This is a genomic window from Mesorhizobium sp. C277A (assembly GCF_040324395.1).
In the GTDB taxonomy this organism is placed as follows: domain Bacteria; phylum Pseudomonadota; class Alphaproteobacteria; order Rhizobiales; family Rhizobiaceae; genus Mesorhizobium.
Genome location: NZ_JAMYVW010000002.1, coordinates 1,322,140 through 1,342,909 on the forward strand (window position 1 = coordinate 1,322,140; position 20,770 = coordinate 1,342,909).

The 20,770-nt window shown below is 63.0% G+C and carries 15 protein-coding genes, 1 tRNA gene and 1 pseudogene; 6 read left to right on the top strand and 11 right to left on the bottom strand.

The annotated features are described in order from the left end of the window. Positions 1–105 precede the first annotated feature (105 nt). A complete protein-coding gene (msrC, locus tag NKK52_RS06525) occupies positions 106–603 on the top strand; it encodes a free L-methionine (R)-S-oxide reductase MsrC (protein WP_023682890.1) in 498 nt (165 codons plus the stop codon). Here the strand turns inward: msrC and NKK52_RS06530 are convergent. Together NKK52_RS06530 and NKK52_RS06535 are read right to left on the bottom strand one after the other, a co-directional pair. Then, positions 600–1,632, bottom strand: a pseudogene (locus NKK52_RS06530) (YeiH family protein). The gene msrC and the pseudogene NKK52_RS06530 overlap by 4 nt on opposite strands. Before the next feature lie 247 nt (positions 1,633–1,879). After that, complete coding sequence (locus tag NKK52_RS06535) at positions 1,880–4,609, bottom strand: autotransporter domain-containing protein (RefSeq protein WP_023682889.1); 2,730 nt, start codon at positions 4,607–4,609, stop codon at positions 1,880–1,882. Between the two features lie 807 nt (positions 4,610–5,416). Here NKK52_RS06535 and NKK52_RS06540 point away from each other — a divergent pair. The 3 genes from NKK52_RS06540 to NKK52_RS06550 all read left to right on the top strand — a co-directional run bounded on the left by NKK52_RS06540 (position 5,417) and on the right by NKK52_RS06550 (position 7,775). Then, entirely contained in the window at positions 5,417–5,812 is a 396-nt protein-coding gene (locus NKK52_RS06540) for a GNAT family N-acetyltransferase (RefSeq protein ID WP_023682888.1), read from the top strand. A 23-nt stretch (positions 5,813–5,835) separates the two neighbouring features. Continuing rightward, the gene (locus tag NKK52_RS06545; RefSeq protein ID WP_023682887.1) at positions 5,836–6,219 is read left to right on the top strand and encodes an ACT domain-containing protein; all 384 of its coding nucleotides are present in this window, start codon (positions 5,836–5,838) and stop codon (positions 6,217–6,219) included. Between the two features lie 122 nt (positions 6,220–6,341). After that, on the top strand, positions 6,342–7,775 hold the full coding sequence (locus NKK52_RS06550) for an aldehyde dehydrogenase family protein (RefSeq protein WP_023682886.1): 1,434 nt from the start codon (positions 6,342–6,344) through the stop codon (positions 7,773–7,775). Positions 7,776–7,837: 62 nt separating this feature from the next. On the opposite strand, the gene NKK52_RS06555 is transcribed toward NKK52_RS06550, so the two are convergent. From NKK52_RS06555 to NKK52_RS06595, 9 genes are all read right to left on the bottom strand, one after another. Continuing rightward, the gene (locus NKK52_RS06555; RefSeq protein ID WP_023682885.1) at positions 7,838–9,148 is read right to left on the bottom strand and encodes an HlyD family type I secretion periplasmic adaptor subunit; all 1,311 of its coding nucleotides are present in this window, start codon (positions 9,146–9,148) and stop codon (positions 7,838–7,840) included. Next, positions 9,145–10,881, bottom strand: coding sequence for a type I secretion system permease/ATPase (locus NKK52_RS06560; RefSeq protein WP_023682884.1), 1,737 nt, complete (start codon positions 10,879–10,881; stop codon positions 9,145–9,147). The genes NKK52_RS06555 and NKK52_RS06560 overlap by 4 nt, the downstream gene beginning before the upstream one ends. Before the next feature lie 34 nt (positions 10,882–10,915). Continuing rightward, entirely contained in the window at positions 10,916–11,338 is a 423-nt protein-coding gene (locus tag NKK52_RS06565) for a hypothetical protein (RefSeq protein WP_023682883.1), read from the bottom strand. 72 nt (positions 11,339–11,410) lie between these two features. Next, entirely contained in the window at positions 11,411–14,752 is a 3,342-nt protein-coding gene (locus NKK52_RS06570; protein ID WP_023672556.1) for a M10 family metallopeptidase C-terminal domain-containing protein, read from the bottom strand. Between the two features lie 291 nt (positions 14,753–15,043). After that, positions 15,044–15,547: a hypothetical protein gene (locus NKK52_RS06575; protein ID WP_023682882.1), complete on the bottom strand. Its 504-nt coding sequence runs from the start codon at positions 15,545–15,547 to the stop codon at positions 15,044–15,046. 143 nt (positions 15,548–15,690) lie between these two features. Further along, positions 15,691–15,930 (bottom strand): hypothetical protein, encoded by a 240-nt coding sequence (locus NKK52_RS06580; RefSeq protein ID WP_023682881.1) that lies wholly within the window; start codon positions 15,928–15,930, stop codon positions 15,691–15,693. 203 nt (positions 15,931–16,133) lie between these two features. After that, a complete protein-coding gene (locus NKK52_RS06585; RefSeq protein ID WP_023682880.1) occupies positions 16,134–16,766 on the bottom strand; it encodes a hypothetical protein in 633 nt (210 codons plus the stop codon). 9 nt (positions 16,767–16,775) lie between these two features. Then, a tRNA-Gln gene (locus NKK52_RS06590) sits at positions 16,776–16,849 on the bottom strand. Between the two features lie 147 nt (positions 16,850–16,996). Continuing rightward, the gene (locus NKK52_RS06595; RefSeq protein WP_023682434.1) at positions 16,997–17,944 is read right to left on the bottom strand and encodes a lysylphosphatidylglycerol synthase domain-containing protein; all 948 of its coding nucleotides are present in this window, start codon (positions 17,942–17,944) and stop codon (positions 16,997–16,999) included. 350 nt (positions 17,945–18,294) lie between these two features. Between NKK52_RS06595 and NKK52_RS06600 the strand changes: the two genes are divergently transcribed. Both NKK52_RS06600 and NKK52_RS06605 read left to right on the top strand, forming a co-directional pair. Further along, complete coding sequence (locus NKK52_RS06600) at positions 18,295–19,638, top strand: Ppx/GppA phosphatase family protein (RefSeq protein WP_023682433.1); 1,344 nt, start codon at positions 18,295–18,297, stop codon at positions 19,636–19,638. 247 nt (positions 19,639–19,885) lie between these two features. Next, positions 19,886–20,596, top strand: coding sequence for an RlmE family RNA methyltransferase (locus NKK52_RS06605; RefSeq protein ID WP_023682432.1), 711 nt, complete (start codon positions 19,886–19,888; stop codon positions 20,594–20,596). Positions 20,597–20,770 lie beyond the last annotated feature (174 nt).

Genomic DNA, 20,770 nt, shown 5'->3' on the forward strand with positions numbered 1-20,770 from the left:
GCTGGCACGGTCGGTATTCACAATTGTGTATTTCCTGGGAGCGTCATTGGTGGCAGACAGGAAATGTAGCGGGCTTTTTGGCCCGCCGGCAATGGAGACGACGCCATGTTTGCGGCCCAGACCATCAACAGCACCGACAAGCCAGCCTTCTACCGCGAACTGGCCACCCAGTTGAAGGCGCTGCTGGAAGGCGAGAGCGACTCCGTCGCCAACGCCGCCAACACATCGGCGCTGATCTTCCAGATGGTGCCCGATCTCAACTGGGCCGGCTTCTATTTCCTGGCGTCGGACGAGGAGCTGGTGCTTGGACCGTTCCAGGGCAAGCCGGCCTGCGTGCGCATCGCCGTCGGCAAGGGCGTGTGCGGCACCGCCATCGATCTCGAAATGTCGATGCTGGTCAAGGATGTGCATGAATTTGCCGGCCACATCGCTTGCGACGCCGACTCGCGCTCGGAGCTCGTCGTGCTGCTGAGGGACAATGACGGCGTCTTCGGCCTGATCGACCTCGACAGCCCGACGCCCGGCCGCTTCGACAAGGACGATCAGGCCGGCATCGAGGCGCTGGCCGCGATCTATGTCGCGGCGAGTTCGTTCGAGGATTAAGCGAACTTCACCAGCATCAGGCTGAAGCAGCCGATGAACAGGAAGGCGCAGGAGGCGAGCGCCAGCGGGCGAAGGCCGCGCGAGCGCAGCTGCGAAATGTTGGCCTGCAGACCCATGGCGGCGAGCCCCATGGTCAGCATGATGGTGGTAGCGAACGCCATGGCCGACTTCACTTCGGCCGGCACGGCAACCAGGCTGTTCAGCGCCACGACGGCGACGAAAGCGGCGACGAACCACGGCATCGGCGGCCGCGCACCGGATTGGTCGCTTGGGCGATCGCCATTGCTCTTGCGGCGCGCCATCAGGCCGAGCGCGATGACCATCGGCGCCAGCAGGGCGACGCGGGTCAGCTTGGCGACGGTGGCGATCTCGCCGGACTGGGCGCCGTTCTGGAAGCCGGCGCCGATGACCTGTGCCACCTTGGATCGAGGCGCCGGCCCACAGGCCGAATGCGTGCTGGTCGAGGCCGAGCACCGGCGCCAGCAGCGGAAAGCCGAGCATGGCGACGGTGCCGAACAGCGTGATCGAGGCGACGGCATAAGTGACGTCCTCGTCGCGCGCATCGGTGACGATGTTGGTGGCAACGATCGCCGAAGCGCCGCAGATCGAGGTGCCGGCGGCAATCAGCTGCGCCAGCTTGGCGTCGACGCCGATCAGCCGGCCAAGCGTAATGGTGAAGACGAAGGTCGCTCCAAGGGTCAGCGCCACGATGCCGACGCCGCCGGCGCCGATGGAGACGACCTGGCCAAGCGTCAGCTGGAAGCCGAGCAGCACGACGGCAAAGCGCAGCAGGCGCTTCTGCGAGAATGCAATGCCGGCCTTGGCGTGGGCGGGCGTGCCGAGCACGTTGGAATAGATCATGCCGGCGACGACGGCGAGGATCATCGGGCTGAACAGCGCGAAGCCGGAGACATTATGGGCCGAGAAGGCCGCAGCCGTGATCATCGCCACCAGCACGATCCCGGGGATGACGCCATTCCACACGGAACCGAGCCGCTTCCGGCCCACGGCCAGATCGGCGGAAATCATGCTGATCGGAATATCGTTCGCTAGTTGGGCGGCGGAAGACAATGCAATTCTCCACGCAAGTACCTCAGGAGAATGTCATCCCAGAATCGATCTTTCCAACGAATTGTTTTTGTTGAAATGATCGATTTTTGTGAACGTTTAGGGCGGCCGAGGTCAGAATGAGAAAGAGCGGCCGGGCGAAACCTGGAGCCGCCCTAGATCATGATGAATTCCCTCACGATCTAACCCCACTTTTTGGGATCATGCCCTAGTATTTCATCCCAATTCGCGCGGCGATCGTATGGTCCTGGCTGTCGCCGTTGCTGCCGACCGCGGTGCTGTAGTTCAGCCCGAAGGCAATACCGCCGATTTGCGCATCGACGCCGAGCCCGATTGACAAATAGTCGTTGGAAAAGGCATCTGCGTCCAGCGCGTAGGGCGTGGTGCCGATATCGGCATAGCCGAGGCTGACGCGGCTGGAGCCGGCAAAGTCGTGCGTATACTCAAAGCGCGCGCGCGGTGTGAGCAGACCCCAGCTGGTAGGAATGTTGTTCTCGATGCGCAGGCCAAGGGTGCCCGACAGCGTGTCGACGGTCTGCTTGCCGAAGGTCAGATTATAGATGTCGCCACCCGTCTCGGTGAAGCCGTCAAGCGTGGAGTGGGACCCCGACAGACGTCCATAGGGTGATATCAGAGAGTCCGGCCGGCGAAATTCGTAGCCCGCCGTCAGCGACCCGAAGACCTGGCTTCCGTCGCGCGTTCCAGACGCGAAATCGCCGGTATCGGTCACATAGCGCTCACTGTCGAAATTGAGGGCGCCATAGCCGGCAAGGCCATCGACAAAAAAACTTGGCGCCGGGCGGTAGCTGCTATAGGCGGCGACCGAGATGGCATGGGCGCGGCTTTCGGTGCCGTTGCTCCCGACGTCGGTGACGTCATGGCCATAGCCAAACCCGAGACCGGCGGTGAAGGTCGGGGAAAAGCGGTAGTCGGCACCGACGCTCACGCCGACCAGCGTATGGTCGAGCTTGATGGCTCCATCGTCATCGGTGCCGAAATTGACGTAGCCGCCGCTCCAGAAGGCCAGTTCGCCAAATGGGTTCTCGGCCGGCAGTGACGACGTCTGGGTGTCCACGTCCGTGCCAGTTGAAGACTGTCCGGTCTTGATCGGCGACGCGCCGGTCGAAGTCCTGTCCTGCTTTGCGTTGGCGTTGGGCTGAATGCGCTCCGGATTGGGCGCTCCGTAAGTGGACTGCGACGATGCCGTGGCGATTGCGGCGAGCGCCGGATCGTTCGCCGCATTCTGCTGCTGAGCGTATGCGTCGGGATTGTCCGACGATTGCTGGACGGCAACGCTGAGGCCTATCGAACTGTGGCGCTGGTCGCCCTCATTGTGGAGCTGTTCCAGCCTCTGTCCAAATCCCTGGATCTGAATGTCGGCGAAGTGCTTTGCCGCCTCCACCTGTGCCCGAATCAGGCCGATCACTTCCGGATCGCGGGAGGGGTCGGGCCGTGCCGTGACGTTGATGGTCACGGTTGCCGGAGGTGACGTTCCGTCGGCATTCGAGAGCGTGTAGGTCAGGCTGGTTGTGCCGACAAAGGTGGCTGCCGCGGCAAACTGCAGGATATAAGCGCCGCCATCGGGCACAATGGAAGCCGTGCCCGCTTCGCTCGGCGGCGGCGAGGCAATCGTGGCGCTGGTAAACGGCCCATTCGTAGCCCCTTGCGTCAGGTCGAGGGACCCGGTCGTTCCGGCCATCACGTCCAGCGTGTGGTCCTGTGCCGACGGCAAGTGGATCTCGACGACCACAGTGTAGTCACGTTGGCCGGTAAAGCCGTTGCTGTCCGTGGCCCGCACCGTAAAATCGTAATTGGCCGCGACAGTGGGTGTGCCAGCCAGCGTACCTCCAGGCGAGAGCGCGAGGCCGGGAGGCACTGAGCCGGAAATCACGGTGAAGGTATAGGGTGCGGCGCCGCCATTGGGGCTGCTTGCCGTGATGGTCTGGCTGTACGGCGTGCCAATATGCGCATTCGGCAATGTTGCCGGCGACAGCTCCACCGTGACCGTGGTGCAGGACAGGACAAGATTGGTCACGTCGGCTCCCGCCACCGTGCCCGAGGCCGTCGTGACCGTGCATGTCTGGTCGGCCGGCTTGGCAGTAACCTCAACGCTCCAGTTGGAGCCGGTCAGCAGGCCATCCGCAAAGGCAAAGGTGATATCGCCGACATTCACGTCCCTGGTTTGCGTCCCTGCCGGCGAGCTTGATGTCAATTTCAAACTCACCGTCCCGGTCTGACCGCTCGCTGTGCCACTGATCACATAGAGCGGCTCATCAAAACAGATCAATGCGGACCCATCGCCGGAATTGACGCCATCCGCCACCGCAGCCGATTGCAGCGAGCCGGCATCCGATGATCCGCCGCCGCCGCCGCCGCCGCCGGCGCCGTTCCAGTTCTGCTGGCACGAGGTCGTGCCGACGCCTGCGCCGCCACCACCGCCGCCGACAGTAGCCCCGCCACCGCCGCCACCAGCATATCCGGCACCCAGGAAAGACCCTGAGAAATTTCGTGCAGTTCCGCCTTGGCCATTTGTCTGACCGGCCGTGCCAGGAAAACTATCGCACCCAGCGCCGATCGCGCCACCGGCACCTACAGTGCCACCTTCACCGCCAAAGGGGCCAAGGCCGCCCGAAACATCGGTTCCTGCCGAGCCGGATCCCCCGCTCTTGCCACCGGCGCCACCAGCTATCGAATTTGTAGTGTGCCAGCCCCCGTTGCCACCGCCGCCACCGCCGCCAGCAATTGCCAGGCGGGTTCCGCCCAGCCGCAGGTCGGTCGCCCCGCCACCATTGCCGCCGTCGGGAGTACCGCTCGCGCCACCGGGATTGACCGCGAGCGAGCCACGGCCGCCAACGCCGACAGAAAGGATGTCACCCGGCGCGACAGTCAAGGAACCGCTCACCTGGCCGCCGAGCCCGCCGGCGCCGCCTGGGCTCAATGGGCTGCCCCCGATGGTGCCGGCGCCGCTCTTGCCAACCCCGCCTTGCGCTCCCTTGAGGTATACTGTGGCGGAATGGGTGTTGCCAGGAACCGAGATGGACTGGTCGCCGCCAGTAAAGCTAAAAGCATGAGCTGTCTGTGTGGGACTACAAGACTGCCCGAGCGCTGACGTCGTGCCCGCGAGCGCGTAGACGACCGTCATCGCGCCTAACAAACGTGAGATTGTACGCTTTGCCAGCCCTCGATGCATGGCGCCCCCCCCGTCAGCCCGTCCAGTGCTTCTCCGCTTATATTATGATGCCAAGATTAGATCAAATAGAAATTTGAAACAATGGTAGGTTGAATGTCCAACAATATTAGCTGTTGCTGTTTTTTTGTACGCGTACGAGAGCCCTACTCGACGGCGCAGCAGTTTAGGCGAGCAACCACCGCGCAAGGTGAAGACTGGCGTTGCCTGGCAGTACACTTATGGCCTTGCCGGCGCCGCCCGCTCTAGCCGCGCGGGTCAACTCGGAGGCTGGGCCAACGCCAAAATCTTGACAGCGCCGCGCTTCCTGCTCCAGCGTGGCGTCATGTTCGTTTTCTCGTTCGCCATCGCCAAGCGACGCCGTTCCTGCACCACGCAGCGCGGCAAGCTGTTTGCGCGACGAAAAGGACCGGCCCAATAAAATTCCGGTTCGTTCGTTCCAGCCCCGCCCGCGACGTCTGCCGGCGGGGTTTTCATGTCTGGAGCCTTTGCCATGTCCAATTCTTCCATCCTGTTCGACCGGCCCAATCAGCGGACGCTGCCGCCATCAAGGACATTGTGCGTGCCGCCTATGCCAAATGGGTGCCTCTGATCGGCCGCGAGCCGCTGCCGATGCGCGCCGACTATGACAAGGCGGTCGCCGAACATCCGTTCGATCTCGCCATCGAAAATGGCCGCATCGTCGGCATGATCGAGACCATGCCGGCCGACGATCATCTCTGGATCGAGAATGTCTGCGTCGCGCCACAGGCGCAGGGCAGGGGAATCGGCCGGCTGTTGCTGGAACGGGCGGAGCAGAAGGCGCTGGAGGCCGGCTGCTTCGAACTGCGCCTGCTGACCAATGGCGCCTTCATGGCTAATGTGTTGTTGTACAAACGGCATGGCTATACGATCGACCGGGAGGAGCCGTTCATGAACGGCATCACGGTCTATATGAGCAAGAAACTGGGGTGATGGCCGATAACAGGGAGGATCGGATGGCAGTCAGGGTCCGGTTGAAGCCGCTCACGGGGCGGTATGCGGTTTCGCGCCTCGAAGCAAAAGACAGCATTCCCGGCTGGGCGGACGGGCCGGGCTTCGTCAGCATTACCAGGACCGACGACGAGCTTTCGGTTGTCTGCCTGCAGGATCGGGTGCCGGACGGGGTGAAGCATGACAGGGACTGGGTCGCCCTGAAACTCCAAGGTCCCTTTGCCTTCGACGAAACCGGCATCGTGCTGTCGGTAATAAAGCCATTGTCGGAAAACGAACTCGGCATTTTTCTGGTATCCACCTTCGATGGCGACCATCTGCTCGTCAAAGCCAAGGATGAAGCCGCGGCAAGGGGGCTTCTGGTCGCGGCGGGGCACACGCTTCTGTAGCCGTCGGCTCAATCGCCCGCCCTTGCGTTTGACATCGCTCTTGCCCCATCGTTATCCCTGAACCGATACGACGATCTGGCGATCGCCCCCCATCAATTCAGAAATCCCCCGAGGAGAAGCCCATGTCACACAATCTGCAGTTCTATATCGACGGCGTGTGGGTCGATCCTGTCGTGCCCAGCACACTCGACGTCATCGACCCGTCCAACGAAGATGCCTTCGCGCAGATTTCGCTCGGCTCCAAGGCCGATGTCGACAAGGCGGTCGCCGCCGCCAGGCGCGCCTTCGGCACGTTCGGCTTCACCTCGGCCGAAGAGCGGCTCGATATCCTCAAGCGCGTCATCGAGATCTACAAGAAGCGCAGCGCCGATCTGGCGCTGGCCGTATCGCGCGAGATGGGCGCGCCGCGTCAGATGGCACTCGACAGCCAGGTCGGCATTGGCCTGGCACATCTGCAGAAGATGGCCGAGGTGCTGAAGTCGTTCGAATTCCGCCACGTCAAGGGCTCGTCGCTCATCGTCAAGGAGCCGATCGGCGTCGTCGGCCTGATCACGCCGTGGAACTGGCCGCTGAACCAGATCACCTGCAAGGTCGGTCCTGCGCTCGCCGCCGGCTGCACCATGGTGCTGAAGCCCTCGGAAATCGCGCCGCTCGACGCCATCATCTTTGCCGAAATCATCGACGAGGCCGGCGTTCCCAAGGGCGTCTTCAACCTCGTCAATGGCGACGGCCCGGGCGTCGGCCAGGCGCTGTCCAGCCATCCCGATGTCGACATGATGTCGTTCACCGGTTCGACCCGCGCCGGCATCCTGGTCGCCAAGGCGGCCGCCGACACGGTCAAGCGCGTGCATCAGGAGCTTGGCGGCAAGTCGGCCAACATCCTGTTTCCCGATGTCGATCTCGAAAAGGCCGTCAGCAAGGGCGTCGCCGGCTGCTTCAGCAACTCGGGCCAGTCCTGCAATGCGCCGACTCGTATGTTCGTGCCGCGCGACCGCCACGACGAGGCGACCGGCTACGCCAAGACGGCGGCCGAAAAATTGACCGTCGGCCCGGCCGATGCGGCCGGCACCAAGCTCGGCCCGGTGGTCAGCCAGATCCAGTTCGACAAGATCCAGGACCTGATCCAGGCCGGCATAGATGAAGGCGCCACGCTGGTCGCGGGTGGACCGGGGCGTCCGGCCGAGCTCAACCGCGGCTACTATGTCCGCCCCACCGTGTTCGCCGACGTCACATCAGATATGCGCATCGCGCGCGAGGAAATCTTCGGGCCGGTGCTGGCGATCATGCCTTACGACACCGTGGAAGAGGCGATCGGCACCGCCAACGACACTGTCTATGGGCTGGCGTCCTACATCCAGGCCAAGGATATCGAGAAGGCCCGCGAAGTCGCCGCCCGCATGCGCACCGGCAATGTCTACATCAACTATCCGCAATGGGACGCCGGCCTGCCATTCGGCGGCTACAAGCAATCCGGCAACGGCCGCGAATACGCCGAATACGGGCTGGAGGATTTCCTCGAGATCAAGGGCATCGCCGGCTATGAGGCGGCGGAGTAGGCCTAACCCTTGGGGACCGGCAACCAGCCGGTCTCGAGGCTTCAGCTCTTAAAGGTGCGGCTTCATTCTTCGCGGAAGGCTTTCTGGATCTGATCCGACAGCGGCTTCACCAGATAGGAAAGCATCGTCCGGTCGCCCGTCGGGAAGAACACCTCGGCCGGCATGCCCGGCGCCAGCGCCAGCCCCCGCAGCTTGGCGACCTCGGTTTTCGGAAGCGCCACCCGCGCCACATAGAAGGCTGCTCCGGTACGCTCTTCGATGGTGAGATCCGCCGAGATCCGCGACAGCGTCCCGGTCAGCTCCGGCGTGGTTTGCCGATTGAACGCCGACAGGCGCAAAATCGCATTCTGGCCCATCGTCACCTGGTCGATATCCTGCGGTGCGATATGCGCTTCAACGGTCAGGTCGTCCGTCACCGGTACGATCTGCATCACCTGTTCGCCGGGGGTGATGACCCCGCCGATCGTATGCACCGCCAACTGCAGCACCACGCCATCCTGCGGGCTGCGCAGATCGATGCGCTTCAACTGGTCCTCGGCCGCTACCTTGCGTTCGACGAACTCGGAGATCTTTCCCTGGGTATCGCGTAAATCGGTCGCGACCTCGCTGCGAAGATCCTGGTCGATCTGGATGATCTGCAGTTCGATCTCGGACGCCTTGCCTTTCACCTGGGCAATTCCCGCGGTCAACTGGCCATGCTCGCCTTCGAGCCGCACCGCGTCCCGTTCCAGCGACGTCATGCGGTCGATTCCTATCAGCTTGCGATGCCAGAGCGACCGCACACCTTCCAGCTCGATCCCTATCAGCTCGATCTCGCGGCGTTTCGCCTGCAGCTGCTCGGTCAGGCCGGCACTCTCCTGCTTCAACTGCGCGATCCGTTCGCGCAATTGCGATCGCTGGCCAGACCGCGCCTGGTGCCGGAAATCGAACAGCGATTGTTCTCCGGCCATCGATGCGGCGACACCGGCTTCGTCGCGCCGCGATGTCAAAACGTCCGGAAAGCTGATCGTGTCCTTGCCGTCACGCTCCGCCTCCAGGCGCGCCAACCGTGCATAAAACTCATCCAGACCTTTTGAGACGATCGCCAGATTGGCGCGCGTTGTCGTCTCGTCCAGCCGCACCAGAATATCGCCCGCCTTGACCCGGTCGCCTTCACGCACCCTGATCTCGCCGACCACGCCGCCCGTCGGATGCTGAACCTTCTTTACATTGGAATCGACCACCAGCCGGCCAGCTGCGATCACCGCACCCGACATCTTGGTCACCGCCGCCAGGCCGCCAACACCTCCGACAAGCAGCAGACAGGTAGCAACGCCAGCCACGAGATAGCGGCGGACCTGCCGGTGATGCAAAGCGCTTCTGTCCTCGCTCATGCCGGAACGCCTCGCTCCGTGGCGGCAACGACCTTGAGCGGCGCTGCCGATCGGAAGACCTTGTTCAGCACCTCGTCCTTCGGACCGAAGGCCTGCACATGGCCATTGGCCATCACCAGCACCGTATCGACATTGGCCAGCACACTGGACCGGTGCGCGACGACGATAACGATGCCGCCGCGGTCCCTGATGCCCTGGATCGCTGCGGACAAGGCCACTTCACCCTCCGAGTCGAGATTGGAATTCGGCTCGTCCAGGATGACCATGAACGGATCGCCATAAAGAGAGCGCGCCAGCGCGACACGCTGGCGTTGCCCCGCCGACAGCGAGGCGCCGGCTTCGCCAACCTTCGTGTCGTAACCGTCGGCCAGATGCACGACGAGATCATGCACGCCGGCGGCCTTGGCTGCCGCAAGCACCATGTCGGATGACGCATCCGGGTCGAAGCGGGCGATGTTCTGCGCAATCGTGCCGTCGAACAACTGCACATCCTGCGGCAGATAGCCGATATGTTTACCCAGCTCGTCGGCCGGCCACTGGTCAAGCGTCGCGCCGTCCAGCCGCACGGCGCCGCGCGCCGGAAGCCAGACACCTGCAAGCGTACGCACCAGCGATGATTTGCCGGAAGCACTCGGGCCGATGACCCCCAGGCCTGCTCCCCTGGCCAGTGAAAAACTTGCATCCCACACCACCGGCGTGCGTTCGCCCGGCGGCGCGACACTGACATTCTCGACCGCCAGCGCGCTGACAGGCGCGGGCAGGGTCACGCCGGTTGCGCCTTCCGGCAGCGCGGACAGAAGCTGCTTCAGGCGTGCCCAGCTTTGCCGCGCCGAAATGAAACCCTTCCAATGCGCTATCGCCAGTTCGATCGGAGCCAGCGCCCTGCCCATCATGATCGAGCTTGCGATCATGATGCCGCCGGTCGCCTCTTGCTTGATGACCAGATAAGCGCCGATCGCCAGCATTGCCGATTGCAGCATCAATCGCAGGATCTTGGAAATCGTGCCAAGCGTTCCCGCGACATCGCTGGCCGCCGCATGGGCGTTCAGGTACTCGGCATTGACGGCAGACCACCGCTCGGCGATACGCCCGCCAAAACCCATGGCCTGCATGGCTTCGGCATTGCGCCTTGTCGCCTCGGCCAACGTGCTGCGGACGGCTGCGTGCTGTCCGGCGATCCTTGTCGGGCCGCGGGTCCGGAATTCGGCCAGAAGCGTCAGTGCAAACAGGACAACGGCGCCGGCAAGCGCGGTAACGCCGATCCAGAAATGAAAAATGAAACAGATGCCGATATAGAGCGGCATCCATGGCAGGTCGAACAAAGCGGTCGGTCCGGCACTGCCGATAAAGGATCGGACCTGATCGAGATCCCGTAGGGGTTGCAGCCCGTCGCCGGAAGGCTTGGCGCGCAGCGGCAGGCGCATCAGCGCCGAATAGACCGACGGGCTCAGCTTTGCGTCCAGCTCCTGTCCCAGCCGCACCATGAGGCGGGCGCGGATCAGCTCCAGCACTCCCTGAAACACGAACAATGTTCCCGCAAGCACCGCCAGGCCGACCAGCGTCGGCACGCTGCGACCCGGAACGACGCGGTCATAGACTTGCAACATGAAGAACGAGCCGGTCAGGGTCAGCACGTTGACGACCCCGCTCATCAGGACGATGCCCGAAAACGCACGTCGAAACGACGCCAGGATTCCGACCAGCGTAAGCGGCGTCGATGGCGTCAGCTGCATGCAGGCTCGCAATCAGGATATGGCATCTCGTCCTTCAATAGATAACTGCCTTGAGTGTGACATGGACGGGCAAGCCGGCCTGGAACTGCGCGCTGCCCCGCGCCACCAGCCAGCCGTCCGCACGCTCCAGGCGCGCAACGACCTGCAGCGTTGGTGAAGCGGTCGAGCTTGCGGGCAGGGGCAAGGAAAATTCTATCGTCTTTGAGCCGCCCTCGCTCTTGAGGCTGGTTTTGGCGGCGCGGCGTCGCCCACTGTCCTGAATGGCGGGATCCTCAAGATAGATCTCGAGATGACCTTCCGGGATAGCCTTGCCGCCCACAAAGGTGACGGCGCCGCGAATATCTGTTGCGCGAATATCTGGCGCGCGAATATCTGGCGATTGCGCTGCCGCTGCCCCGGTGGCCGCGGCGACTGCCGCAACTCCGGCGGCCATTAACACTGTGCGGCGGTCAGTCATCGCGTCCTCTCCCTTTTCACTGCGCTGGGGTATGCGGGAGGGCAGCCTGACGGCACCCCTCCCGGCAACGCGTTAGATGACAATGAAGTCTGCAGCCGAAAGATCCAGATTTGTGTTCAGGTGTGCAAACTGAACGGCCGCTCCCTGTCCGGAACCATCGGCGTCGTAAGACAATATTCCACTGTCGGTGTCGTAGATGATGCGGTCGTCGGCATCATGAGCAGCGCCGGCTGCGCTCTTGTAGAATGAGCCCAGGGCGAGGGCGCCGTCGCCGCCAACGCTGGCAAAGATGAGGTTGTCCAGCAGGATCGTATCGTCGGCGACCTTGAAGTCCTTGATCCAGTCGATATTGCCGTTCCCGAGTTCTGTCGAAAAGCGGAAATAGTCGTCGCCGGCGCCGCCGGTCAGCGTATCGGCAGCCAGCCCGCCATCCAAAAGGTCGCTGCCGCCGCCGCCATTGAGCGTATCGGCGCCCGCAACGCCCGGCTGAGCTGGTACCGGCGGGAATTCGACCGATACGTTCAGCTTGTAAGTCGAGCCCTCCGGCACGGATTCGACCCAGCCATCGCCAGGAGCGGAGTCCGACCATTCGCCCTCCACAATATAGTAGGTTCCGGTTTCCTGAACGATGAAGCTGGTGCTCGAATCGCGGCCGTTGTTGGAGCCGGGGTCGTTGCCGCCATCGTCGTTCTGGGCGACGATATTGCCATCGCTGTCCAGAACCCTGACGATGCTGTCATGGACATTGGGGTCGGCAATGCCATCGATGTCGATGGTGATGATCGTGCCGGCCGCCAGGTTGATGCTGTAATATCCGCCCAAGCCGTTTCCGGTGGCATTGACGGTGGTGTGAAGGGTGGTCGTCGAATCGAAGATGTCGGGGTCAGCCGTCAGCGAGAAGTTGTTCGAGATGTCGAAGGCGGTCGAGACCGAATTGTTGGTCGCGTCCGGTCCGAGCGTGGCGTAGCCGGTGCCCATGCCCGGGCGTGGCGGAGCATCGCCCTGATAGGCGAAATCGCCGAGCAGGGTGTCATCGCCGCCGCCGCCGTCGATCTTGTCGGCGCCGCCCTGGCCGGTCAGCACATTGGCCGCGCCATCGCCGGTCAGGTGATCGTTGAAGCCCGAGCCAGCCAGATTTTCGATCGAGATATAGGTGTCGCCGCCGGATTTGCCGCCACCCAGTTTGAGGTTTTGCCCGCTGGCCGCGTCGGCGTAGTCCGCCGTGTCGCTGCCGGCGCCGCCATTCAATATATCGGCGCCGCCACCGCCGGTCAGCGTGTCGTTGCCGGCGCCGCCGGAAAGTTTGTTGGCCTGGGCGTTGCCGATGAGATGGTCGTCGAAGAACGACCCGACAGCGTTTTCGAAGCCGACCAGGATGTCGTGCCGGATAACGGTGCCGCGCCCGACGATCTGCACCGGGCCATCGCCGTCGCCGCCATTGGCCGTGCCATTGGCGAGGTCGATCGTCACACCGGCGGAGCTGCCTTCGTAGACGACCGTATCAATGCCGGCGCCGCCATCCAGATAGTCCTGGCCGGCGCCGCCGATGATCGTGTCGTTGCCGGCTTCACCGTACAGGATGTCGCCGTCATTGCCGCCATCCAGTATGTCGTTGCCGCCGCCGCCGTTGAAATAGTCGCCGCCGCCCCGGCCCCAGAAATGATTTGCCGCCGACGTACCGATGAAACGGTCGATGCGGTCATCGGAGCCGATCAGGTTCTCGATGCTGTAGAAGGTGTCGCCCGTGGCGGTTCCGCCGCTGGCCACGTTCGTCTCGAGGTTGACGAGCAGTTGGAAGGGGCTCTCCTTGCTGAAGTCTACCGTGTCGACGCCGGCGCCGCCCCGGAATATATCGACGCCATCCTGGCCGCTCAGCGTATCGTCGCCGTCGCCGCCGTCGAGGATGTCGTTGCCTTGGCCGCCGAGGATCGTATCGTTGCCGCGGCCGCCATAGAGCGTGTCATTGCCGTCGTCGCTCTCGGTCTGGTCTGGAAGGTCGGCGACATCGATGGTGTTGTTGATGTCGCGGCTGGCGAGCGAGTCGCGGCCGCCGATGATGAGGTCATCGCCGCCCTGGCCGAAGATCGTGTCGTCGCCGGCGCCGCCGTCGAGCGTATTGTTGCCATTGTCGCCGAAGATGACGCTGGTCATCGTGTTGTCGCCGATGGTCGGTGCGGTTTCGGTGCCGCCGTCTCCAGGCTGGAGTGTCGACTCGTCGGCGTAGATGATGTGTTCGACGTTGGCGATTTTCCGGATATTCAAGTTCCGGTTCAGCAGAACGACCGTGTCATTCCCGCCATTCGCTTCCTCGCGCACGATGTCGTCGAGGGAATCGACGAAGTAGGTGTCGTCGCCGCCATTGCCGGCCATGCGGTCGCCGCCGCCGCGGCCATCCAGCACGTTGGCTCCGTCATTGCCAATCAGGACGTCGTCATAGCTGCTGCCGATGCCGTTCTCGATGTAATAGTCGGTGCCATCGGCGTTGTGCCCGGCAAAGATCGACACATTGTTGCTGTGGCCGTTGACGCTGGAGAACTGTCCGGCGCGCAAATCGAGGATCGTGCCGGCCGTCGAGCCGGAGAAGTCGATCGTGTCGGTTCCGCCGGTGTCATGGATGACAAAACCGATATCGTGCTGCATGCCCGAGGAGGTCAGCCGGTAGCCGTCCACGGCACTGCCGAAGCCGTAGACGTTGTCGCCCATGTTGAGATCGATATGCTGATAGGTGCGCACGCCGTTCTCGTCGACGGTGGAGAAAAAGCGGCGGATGACAGCCTCGATGTCGGCCATCATCGGCGTTGACGCCGACCAGCGGCTGGTTTCACCGACATCGATCCCGTCGAAATAGGACATGACGCTGTATTGCTGACGGTCGTAGGTCCAGGTCGCATTGTTCAGATAATTGATCTGTACGCCGCCTGGGCCGCTGTAATTGTAGAGCCCGGGGTGGTTCAGCCCGAACTCATGACCGAATTCATGGATGAAGGAATCGAAGACATAGCCGCCAATATCCGTCTTGTTGACCTCGGTGTCGTGGAAACGCTGGCCGATGCTGACATAGCGGTCGTTGGAATAGGCGCTGCCGTCGTCCTCTTCGCCCAGTTCGGGGCTGACAACCTGCATCCAGTCCGTTGCGCTGTTGTATGGTGCATTGTCGACGATTTCGAACTTCAACGGGGTGACACTGGCCCACATCTGCAAGGCGCCGATCGCGGCGGCCTTGTATTCGGGATGGTCATTGAGCTCGGAGACATTTATCCTCAGCGTTCCCGCCGCGATCGCCGGCGTTATCGACCGGTCCAGCGCTCCAAGGTAGGTGAGGAAGGCCCCGTAATCTTCGCTTTTGCCGTACGGGTTGTCCGGCGTCTGGTCGTTGACCCACCATTGATCGCTGGTTTGGCTTGAGTTCGGCATCCTTGGGACTCCTTGGTCTCGCAGCCGTGGCAATTACGGCTGTACGGTTTAGCAGTTGCCAACCACCGACAAGCATCGTTTGCGTTTGCCGGTCGAGCCCCGTCCCAGTGCCAACAATGCTATTGGAATCTTCACTTGTCTAGCCTCAGTTCGCGCTCGGTACATATGAAGGTTCTTGGGCGCGCTTGTACCGGCGGGTTTTGAGATACTGGTTTGGTGTTAATTGAGCTATCGCTAATCTATGGTCGTACCTCGCCCGTAGGCACGAGGGGCTGAATGCGCAAGCGTGCTTCAGGAACCCGTCCGGCGCGCGAAATGTTCATATGTCACGCGCCAGGGGTCGCTCTCCGCTCGTCTCTCCTCACCGATCCAGTGAAAGCTGGCGGCGGTGATCTCGGTGAACCGCCACCGCGCCTGCAGGCCGCGCGAGTCGGCGCCCATCTGGACGATGTCCTTGCCTTCGGCCCGCCCGATCTGGCGCGAGTAATCCTGGTTGAGCGGATCGCTCCAGATAATGTGCCAGCCACCGATCCCGGGATCGAAGACGCGCAAGGTCGTGCCATACATGGTGGACGGGGCAGGGCGCCTGGGCCTGATCCAGATGTCCTGAATGGCGCGGCCTTCGAGCACCCAGCCAAAGTGACACTCGCCATCCGATTTCTGGATTGTGCCGTCGTTGCGGTGGTGAACCGTCTCCATGTCCCAGCTGCCAATCAACCATCCATAGAGGTCCATGTCTTTCGCCCGGTCGGCTGGCGGACCTTCGGATGCGAGAGCGGTGAGAAACGTCGTCATGATTGTCTCCAGGGCAAGCCTCGCGGAAACGCTGGGCGCCACAACCCTTGCAGCGTTGCGGGCCCGGGTCTTGGGAAAAATTGCTGTAGTGCCGCGGCTGCCGACCTTCCGCGTTCGCGCCATATCGCATCTATGCACCAATGCTAATGTAGCGTCGGCGGGTACCCCAATGCCCGCCTGGCCGGCGCCTCCTCAGGCAATCTCTTGGATGAGCGGCGCCGGCCGCTGGCTTGGGCGCAACCAAACTCCTGCCGGAGAACGCCAGCTGCCCAATCGCGCAGTTCTGGAGAAGCATCGCCCGATTTCATGATCGACACGGCCAGCGCCGCCATGTCTGCAGGCGGCTTGTTGTGCGAGGTCACATAGGTGAAATAGCCGGCCATGATGAAATGACCGGCGGGACGATCTGGAGTGCCGCCAAAGCTATTGCGCGCCAGCGTTTGGGCGGGCCGGGTGCTGGAACGTCATCCTTGTCCACGAAATCGACCATTCTGCTCTGTCCAAAAGCCGGGAGAACACAATCCGAAAGGATGATCTACATTAGTTAAAATGCGGATAAATCCTTATGGGAGATGCTGTCGCTGCCCTAGTCGGTCCCTTCCGGCGGCGCCTCATCTTGCCAGCCGGCCAGCTCCGGCAGGTCGTCCAGCCAGCTTTTCTCCGTCATCAAGATTTCGCCGGCCTGTGGTGCCGCCTCAGTGGCGTTTTGAATAAGCCAGTCCATCCACTTTCGATAAGCGGCTGGGGCCAGTTCGGGCGGCAGCACCTTGGCCTTGGCCAGCATGCGTTTACGGAAGCTGAGCTGCCTGCGCAGTTTGGTCGTCGTGAATTTTGTCGCCTTGCCCTGGTATTCCACCGTCCAGCGCCCATCGCCGTGGCTGGTCAGCCTGTCGATGGCAAAACCGGCATCGACCGGCCTGTCCCGCCAGGGAAGCTCGATGGCGTTCCGCCTCAGATCGAGAGCCCATCGCCTATAGTCCGCCCCGGCACGCTGCGGCGGCAGAACGCCGGCCTGTTCGAGGATTTTCCTGCGAAAGGTAGGCTGCTTCTTGATCTGGCCGGTTGTCAGCTCGATGCGATGCCCACGGAACTCGACATGCCAGCGGATTCTCCCGTTGCCGACATATTTTGCCAGCCTGTCGATGGCGAACTCGTCGTCGGACAACTCCACGCATCCCTGGCGGATGCGTTCGAGGATGTACTGGCTGTCAGTGGGCATGACGTGCCTTGGCTGGGGAACCTGGATTCGAACCAGGACTAACGGAGTCAGAGTCCGTGGGTCTACCGTTAACCTATTCCCCAGCAGGCGCTGTCGCGCTGGTGGGCCGCCGAAGCAGCCGCGCGTGCCTTGTAGCCGCCGCCGGAAAATAGTCAAGCCTAAGCTGCGTTTCAATCACAGCGTTTCATAGGGGCAATTACGCCCGGGTGGCGCGCCGCACCCAATGATCCTCAGCTCTCCGTCCGGCTGTATTGCGAATGTTCGAAGAACAGCACCACGCCGAGCGCGATCAGCAGCGGGATGATCAGGTAAAACAGCCGGAACACCAGAAGTGCCGCCAACACGCCGACCGGGTCCATATCAGACAGGCCCGCGAGGAACACGACCTCGAACACGCCGAGCCCGCCCGGCGCGTGCGAGATCTGCGCAACCGAGAACGACACCAGGAACACGCCGAGAATGACAAAATAGCCGGGATTTCCGGCCGCCGGCAGAGCAAAGAAGATGATCGCCGCTGCTGCCAGAAGCTCGATCGGGCCGATCAGCAATTGCCGCGCCACGATCGGCAGCGCCGGATAGTGCAGCTGGAAGCCGGCGATTTTCAGCGGCTTCAGATGCAGCCAGCTGCCGAAGATGTAGGCGCTGATCAGGATCAGCAAAGCGATGCCGGCGGCGATCGCCAGGCCGTGGTGCGGGGCGCCGGAAAAGCGGTCGATGATCGCAGGCTCGAACACCAGCACCAGGCCGCCGACCAGAATGCTGGAGAGCACGAAGGTGATCCAGCAGATCGCCACCAGAATGCCGACGTCCTGGCCGGTCAGCCCCCTGGTGCCATAGGCGCGATAGCGGATCACGGCGCCCGAAAACACCGAGCCGCCAATGTTGTGCGACAGCGCATAGGTGGTGAAGGAGCAGAAGGTGACGAACAGCCACGAGACCTTTTTGCCGATATGCAAGAGCGCTATGTGGTCGTAGCCGGCAAGCGAGGCGTAGGCGACCACCGAGCTCAGCGCCGCCAGCACCCAGCCGCGCGTCGGGATGGCTGATATGCCGTCCCAGACATCGTCGATCGAGATGCCGCGCAACTCATGCCACAGCAACAACAGCGACCCGATGACCGCCGCGACACCGATGACCGGCCACAGATAGCGCTTCCAATTCGTGCCCCCCCAATTCATGGAGTTGTCGTCATGTGTTGCTGCCCATCGCCCAGGCGGGCGTTAAAACGTCCGCGATTCACCAATTCCCCCTCATTTCAGAAATGCCTCATTGAAGCCGGCTATTCAACCGGCAAGGGTGAGCAGCCGGTTCGCCAACGGCGAATTCGTCGTGCCAGTGGCAAGATGAAAAGGCTAGCGAACGCCGGGACGCTGCAAAGCAGCGGGGACGTGGCAGGACGCAGCCGGCAAAATTTGGCCCCTTGCTCTTGGTGATCCGGTCCGGCGCTGCTACTCTGGCGGCAACTTAAAATTTTTAAGCGCCTGCTGCGTCCGGTTTTCCGGTTCGCGCGGCGCCGGAAGGAACTGAAGTGGAAGACCACGACACCGGCGCTGGCGCGCCGGAAGTGGGCGTGTCCAGGGCTTCGCCGCCGTCAGGCGGGCCAAGCCCATCCGCCGGGCGGCCCCGCCAGGCGGGGCCTCAGTCCGGTAACGGACAGGCCGGCGAAGCCCAGCATCAGCGAGGCAAGGCGAGAAAGCGGCGCAAGCGCCGGCGTGGGCGCAAGGTTTTTGCGCGCGACGACAGCCCTCTCGCAACGGCCGAAGCGGTTAGTGCGCCGGCCTCAGTCGGCCCGGCCGCTCCAGCGCCGGTGCCTTTGCCCTCGGCGCCACAATCCCGACCGGAACAGCCAATGCATCGTCCGCCGATGCAGGAACTGCCGGTGTTTGCCGCGCTCGATCTCGGCACCAACAATTGCCGGCTTTTGGTCGCGGTGCCGCAGCGCCATGGCCAGTTCCGCGTCATCGACGCCTTCTCGCGCATCGTCAGGCTGGGCGAGGGGCTGACGGCAAATGGGCACCTGAGCCAGGCGGCGATGGACCGCGCCGTCGAGGCTCTGAAGATCTGCGGCGACAAATTGCGCAACCGCAAGATCAGGAAAGCCCGGCTGATCGCCACCGAGGCCTGCCGCACCGCCGACAATGGCGTCGAATTCCTGCAGCGCGTCGAACGAGAGGCGGGGTTGAAGTTGGAAATCATCGACCGCCAGACCGAGGCGCGGCTTGCTGTATCCGGCTGCGGCTCGCTGGTCGAGCGCGACACGCAAGGCGTGGTGCTGTTCGACATTGGCGGCGGCTCGTCCGAAATCGCGCTGATCGACCTCACCGGCCAGCGCTCGCCGCGGCTTGCCAACCACATCGTGTCGTGGACGTCGCTGCCGGTCGGCGTTGTCTCGCTGGCCGAGCGTTTTGGCGGCCGCACGGTGACGCGCGAGATCTTTGCCGCCATGGTCGACGACGTCGCGGTGCGGCTAAAATCCTTTGATGGCCGCGACCGGTTGAGCCACGTGCTGGCCAGCCCGAAATTCCATCTGCTGGGCACATCCGGCACGGTGACGACGCTGGCCGGCGTCCATCTCGACCTCGAACGCTACGACCGGCGCCGCGTCGACGGGCTGTGGATGGACCGCGACAGCGTCGACCGCATGGTCGAAAAACTGGTCGGCTGGGATTTCCAGCAGCGCTGCGCCAACCCGTGCATCGGCGCCGACCGTGCCGATCTTGTGCTGGCCGGCTGTGCTATACTCGAAGCCATCCGCGCGGTATGGCCGTCGGAGCGCCTGCGCGTCGCCGACCGGGGCTTACGCGAAGGGATTTTGAGCGAGCTGATGGCCGATGACGGCGTCTGGCGCAACAGTGGGCGGGGCCGAGCATGATCCGCATTGCTTTGGTGAACGGTCGACCCCCACTCCGTCGAGCTTCGCTCGACACCTCTCCCCCGATCGACGGGGTAGAGGAAGGGCGCGAACTTATGCAGACCAGCGCCTTTCCTCTCCCTCCGGAGGGGGGAGAGGTGGCGCGGCGAAGCGGCGACGGAGTGGGGGAAGCCCTTCGCGAAACGCGAAGCCGCCGAAAAACGGCGGCAACTCGGCGAGTGCAAAAACTCAAACAAGAAAATAAGTCATGACAAAGAAGCCGGAAAAGCCGGGCTCCGCCAGCATTCGTGTCCTCAAGACGCGGATCAAGAAGAAGTCGGGCCTGAAAGAATCGTCGCGCCGCTGGCTGCAACGCCACATCAATGATCCCTATGTCCAGCGCTCCAAGGCCGACGGCTATCGCTCGCGCGCGGCCTACAAGCTGATCGAGATCGATGACAAGCATCATCTGCTGAAACCCGGCATGAAGGTCATCGATCTCGGTGCGGCCCCCGGCGGCTGGTGCCAGGTGGCGGCCGCGAGGACGAAATCGACGGCTGATAATCCACATGTCATCGGCATCGACTATCTCGAAATGGATGCGGTACCGGGCGCGCCGGTGCTGCTGATGGACTTCCTTAACCCCGAGGCGCCGCAAAAGCTCGCCGAAGCGCTGGGCGGCGACCCCGATATCGTGCTGTCCGACATGGCGGCGCCGACCACCGGCCACAAGCGAACCGACCACATCCGCACCATGCATCTGTGCGAAGTGGCCGCCGATTTCGCGCTGTCGGTGCTGAAGCCGGGCGGGCACTTTCTGGCCAAGACGTTTCAGGGCGGCGCCGAGAACGAGCTGCTGTCGATGCTCAAGAAGAACTTCCGCTCAGTGCATCACGTCAAGCCGCCGGCGTCGCGCGATGAGTCGGTGGAGTTGTATCTGCTGGCGAAGGATTTTAAGGGCAGAGACGGCACGGCGTGAAAGACGCTTCGTAGCGTTCCGTCCCTCTGTCCTGCCGGACATCTCGCCCGCAAGGGGGGAGATTGGCAGCTGCGACCGCCTCGCCATTCCTTCAAAGTTGCAAGATTGGCGAAAGCCGCGTGATATCCGATCTCCCCCCTTGCGGGGGAGATGGCCGGCAGGCCAGAGGGGGGT

Bases quoted from the DNA above. Each gene is read 5' to 3' on its own strand.
- NKK52_RS06555 (WP_023682885.1), bottom strand. From the start codon at position 9,148: ATGAGCGAGGACAGAAGCGCTTTGCATCACCGGCAGGTCCGCCGCTAT.
- NKK52_RS06545 (WP_023682887.1), top strand. From the start codon at position 5,836: ATGGCAGTCAGGGTCCGGTTGAAGCCGCTCACGGGGCGGTATGCGGTT.
- msrC (WP_023682890.1), top strand. From the start codon at position 106: ATGTTTGCGGCCCAGACCATCAACAGCACCGACAAGCCAGCCTTCTAC.
- NKK52_RS06585 (WP_023682880.1), bottom strand. From the start codon at position 16,766: ATGCCCACTGACAGCCAGTACATCCTCGAACGCATCCGCCAGGGATGC.
- NKK52_RS06570 (WP_023672556.1), bottom strand. From the start codon at position 14,752: ATGCCGAACTCAAGCCAAACCAGCGATCAATGGTGGGTCAACGACCAG.
- NKK52_RS06580 (WP_023682881.1), bottom strand. From the start codon at position 15,930: ATGGCCGGCTATTTCACCTATGTGACCTCGCACAACAAGCCGCCTGCA.
- NKK52_RS06560 (WP_023682884.1), bottom strand. From the start codon at position 10,881: ATGCAGCTGACGCCATCGACGCCGCTTACGCTGGTCGGAATCCTGGCG.
- NKK52_RS06565 (WP_023682883.1), bottom strand. From the start codon at position 11,338: ATGACTGACCGCCGCACAGTGTTAATGGCCGCCGGAGTTGCGGCAGTC.
- NKK52_RS06575 (WP_023682882.1), bottom strand. From the start codon at position 15,547: ATGACGACGTTTCTCACCGCTCTCGCATCCGAAGGTCCGCCAGCCGAC.
- NKK52_RS06550 (WP_023682886.1), top strand. From the start codon at position 6,342: ATGTCACACAATCTGCAGTTCTATATCGACGGCGTGTGGGTCGATCCT.
- NKK52_RS06605 (WP_023682432.1), top strand. From the start codon at position 19,886: ATGACAAAGAAGCCGGAAAAGCCGGGCTCCGCCAGCATTCGTGTCCTC.
- NKK52_RS06595 (WP_023682434.1), bottom strand. From the start codon at position 17,944: ATGAATTGGGGGGGCACGAATTGGAAGCGCTATCTGTGGCCGGTCATC.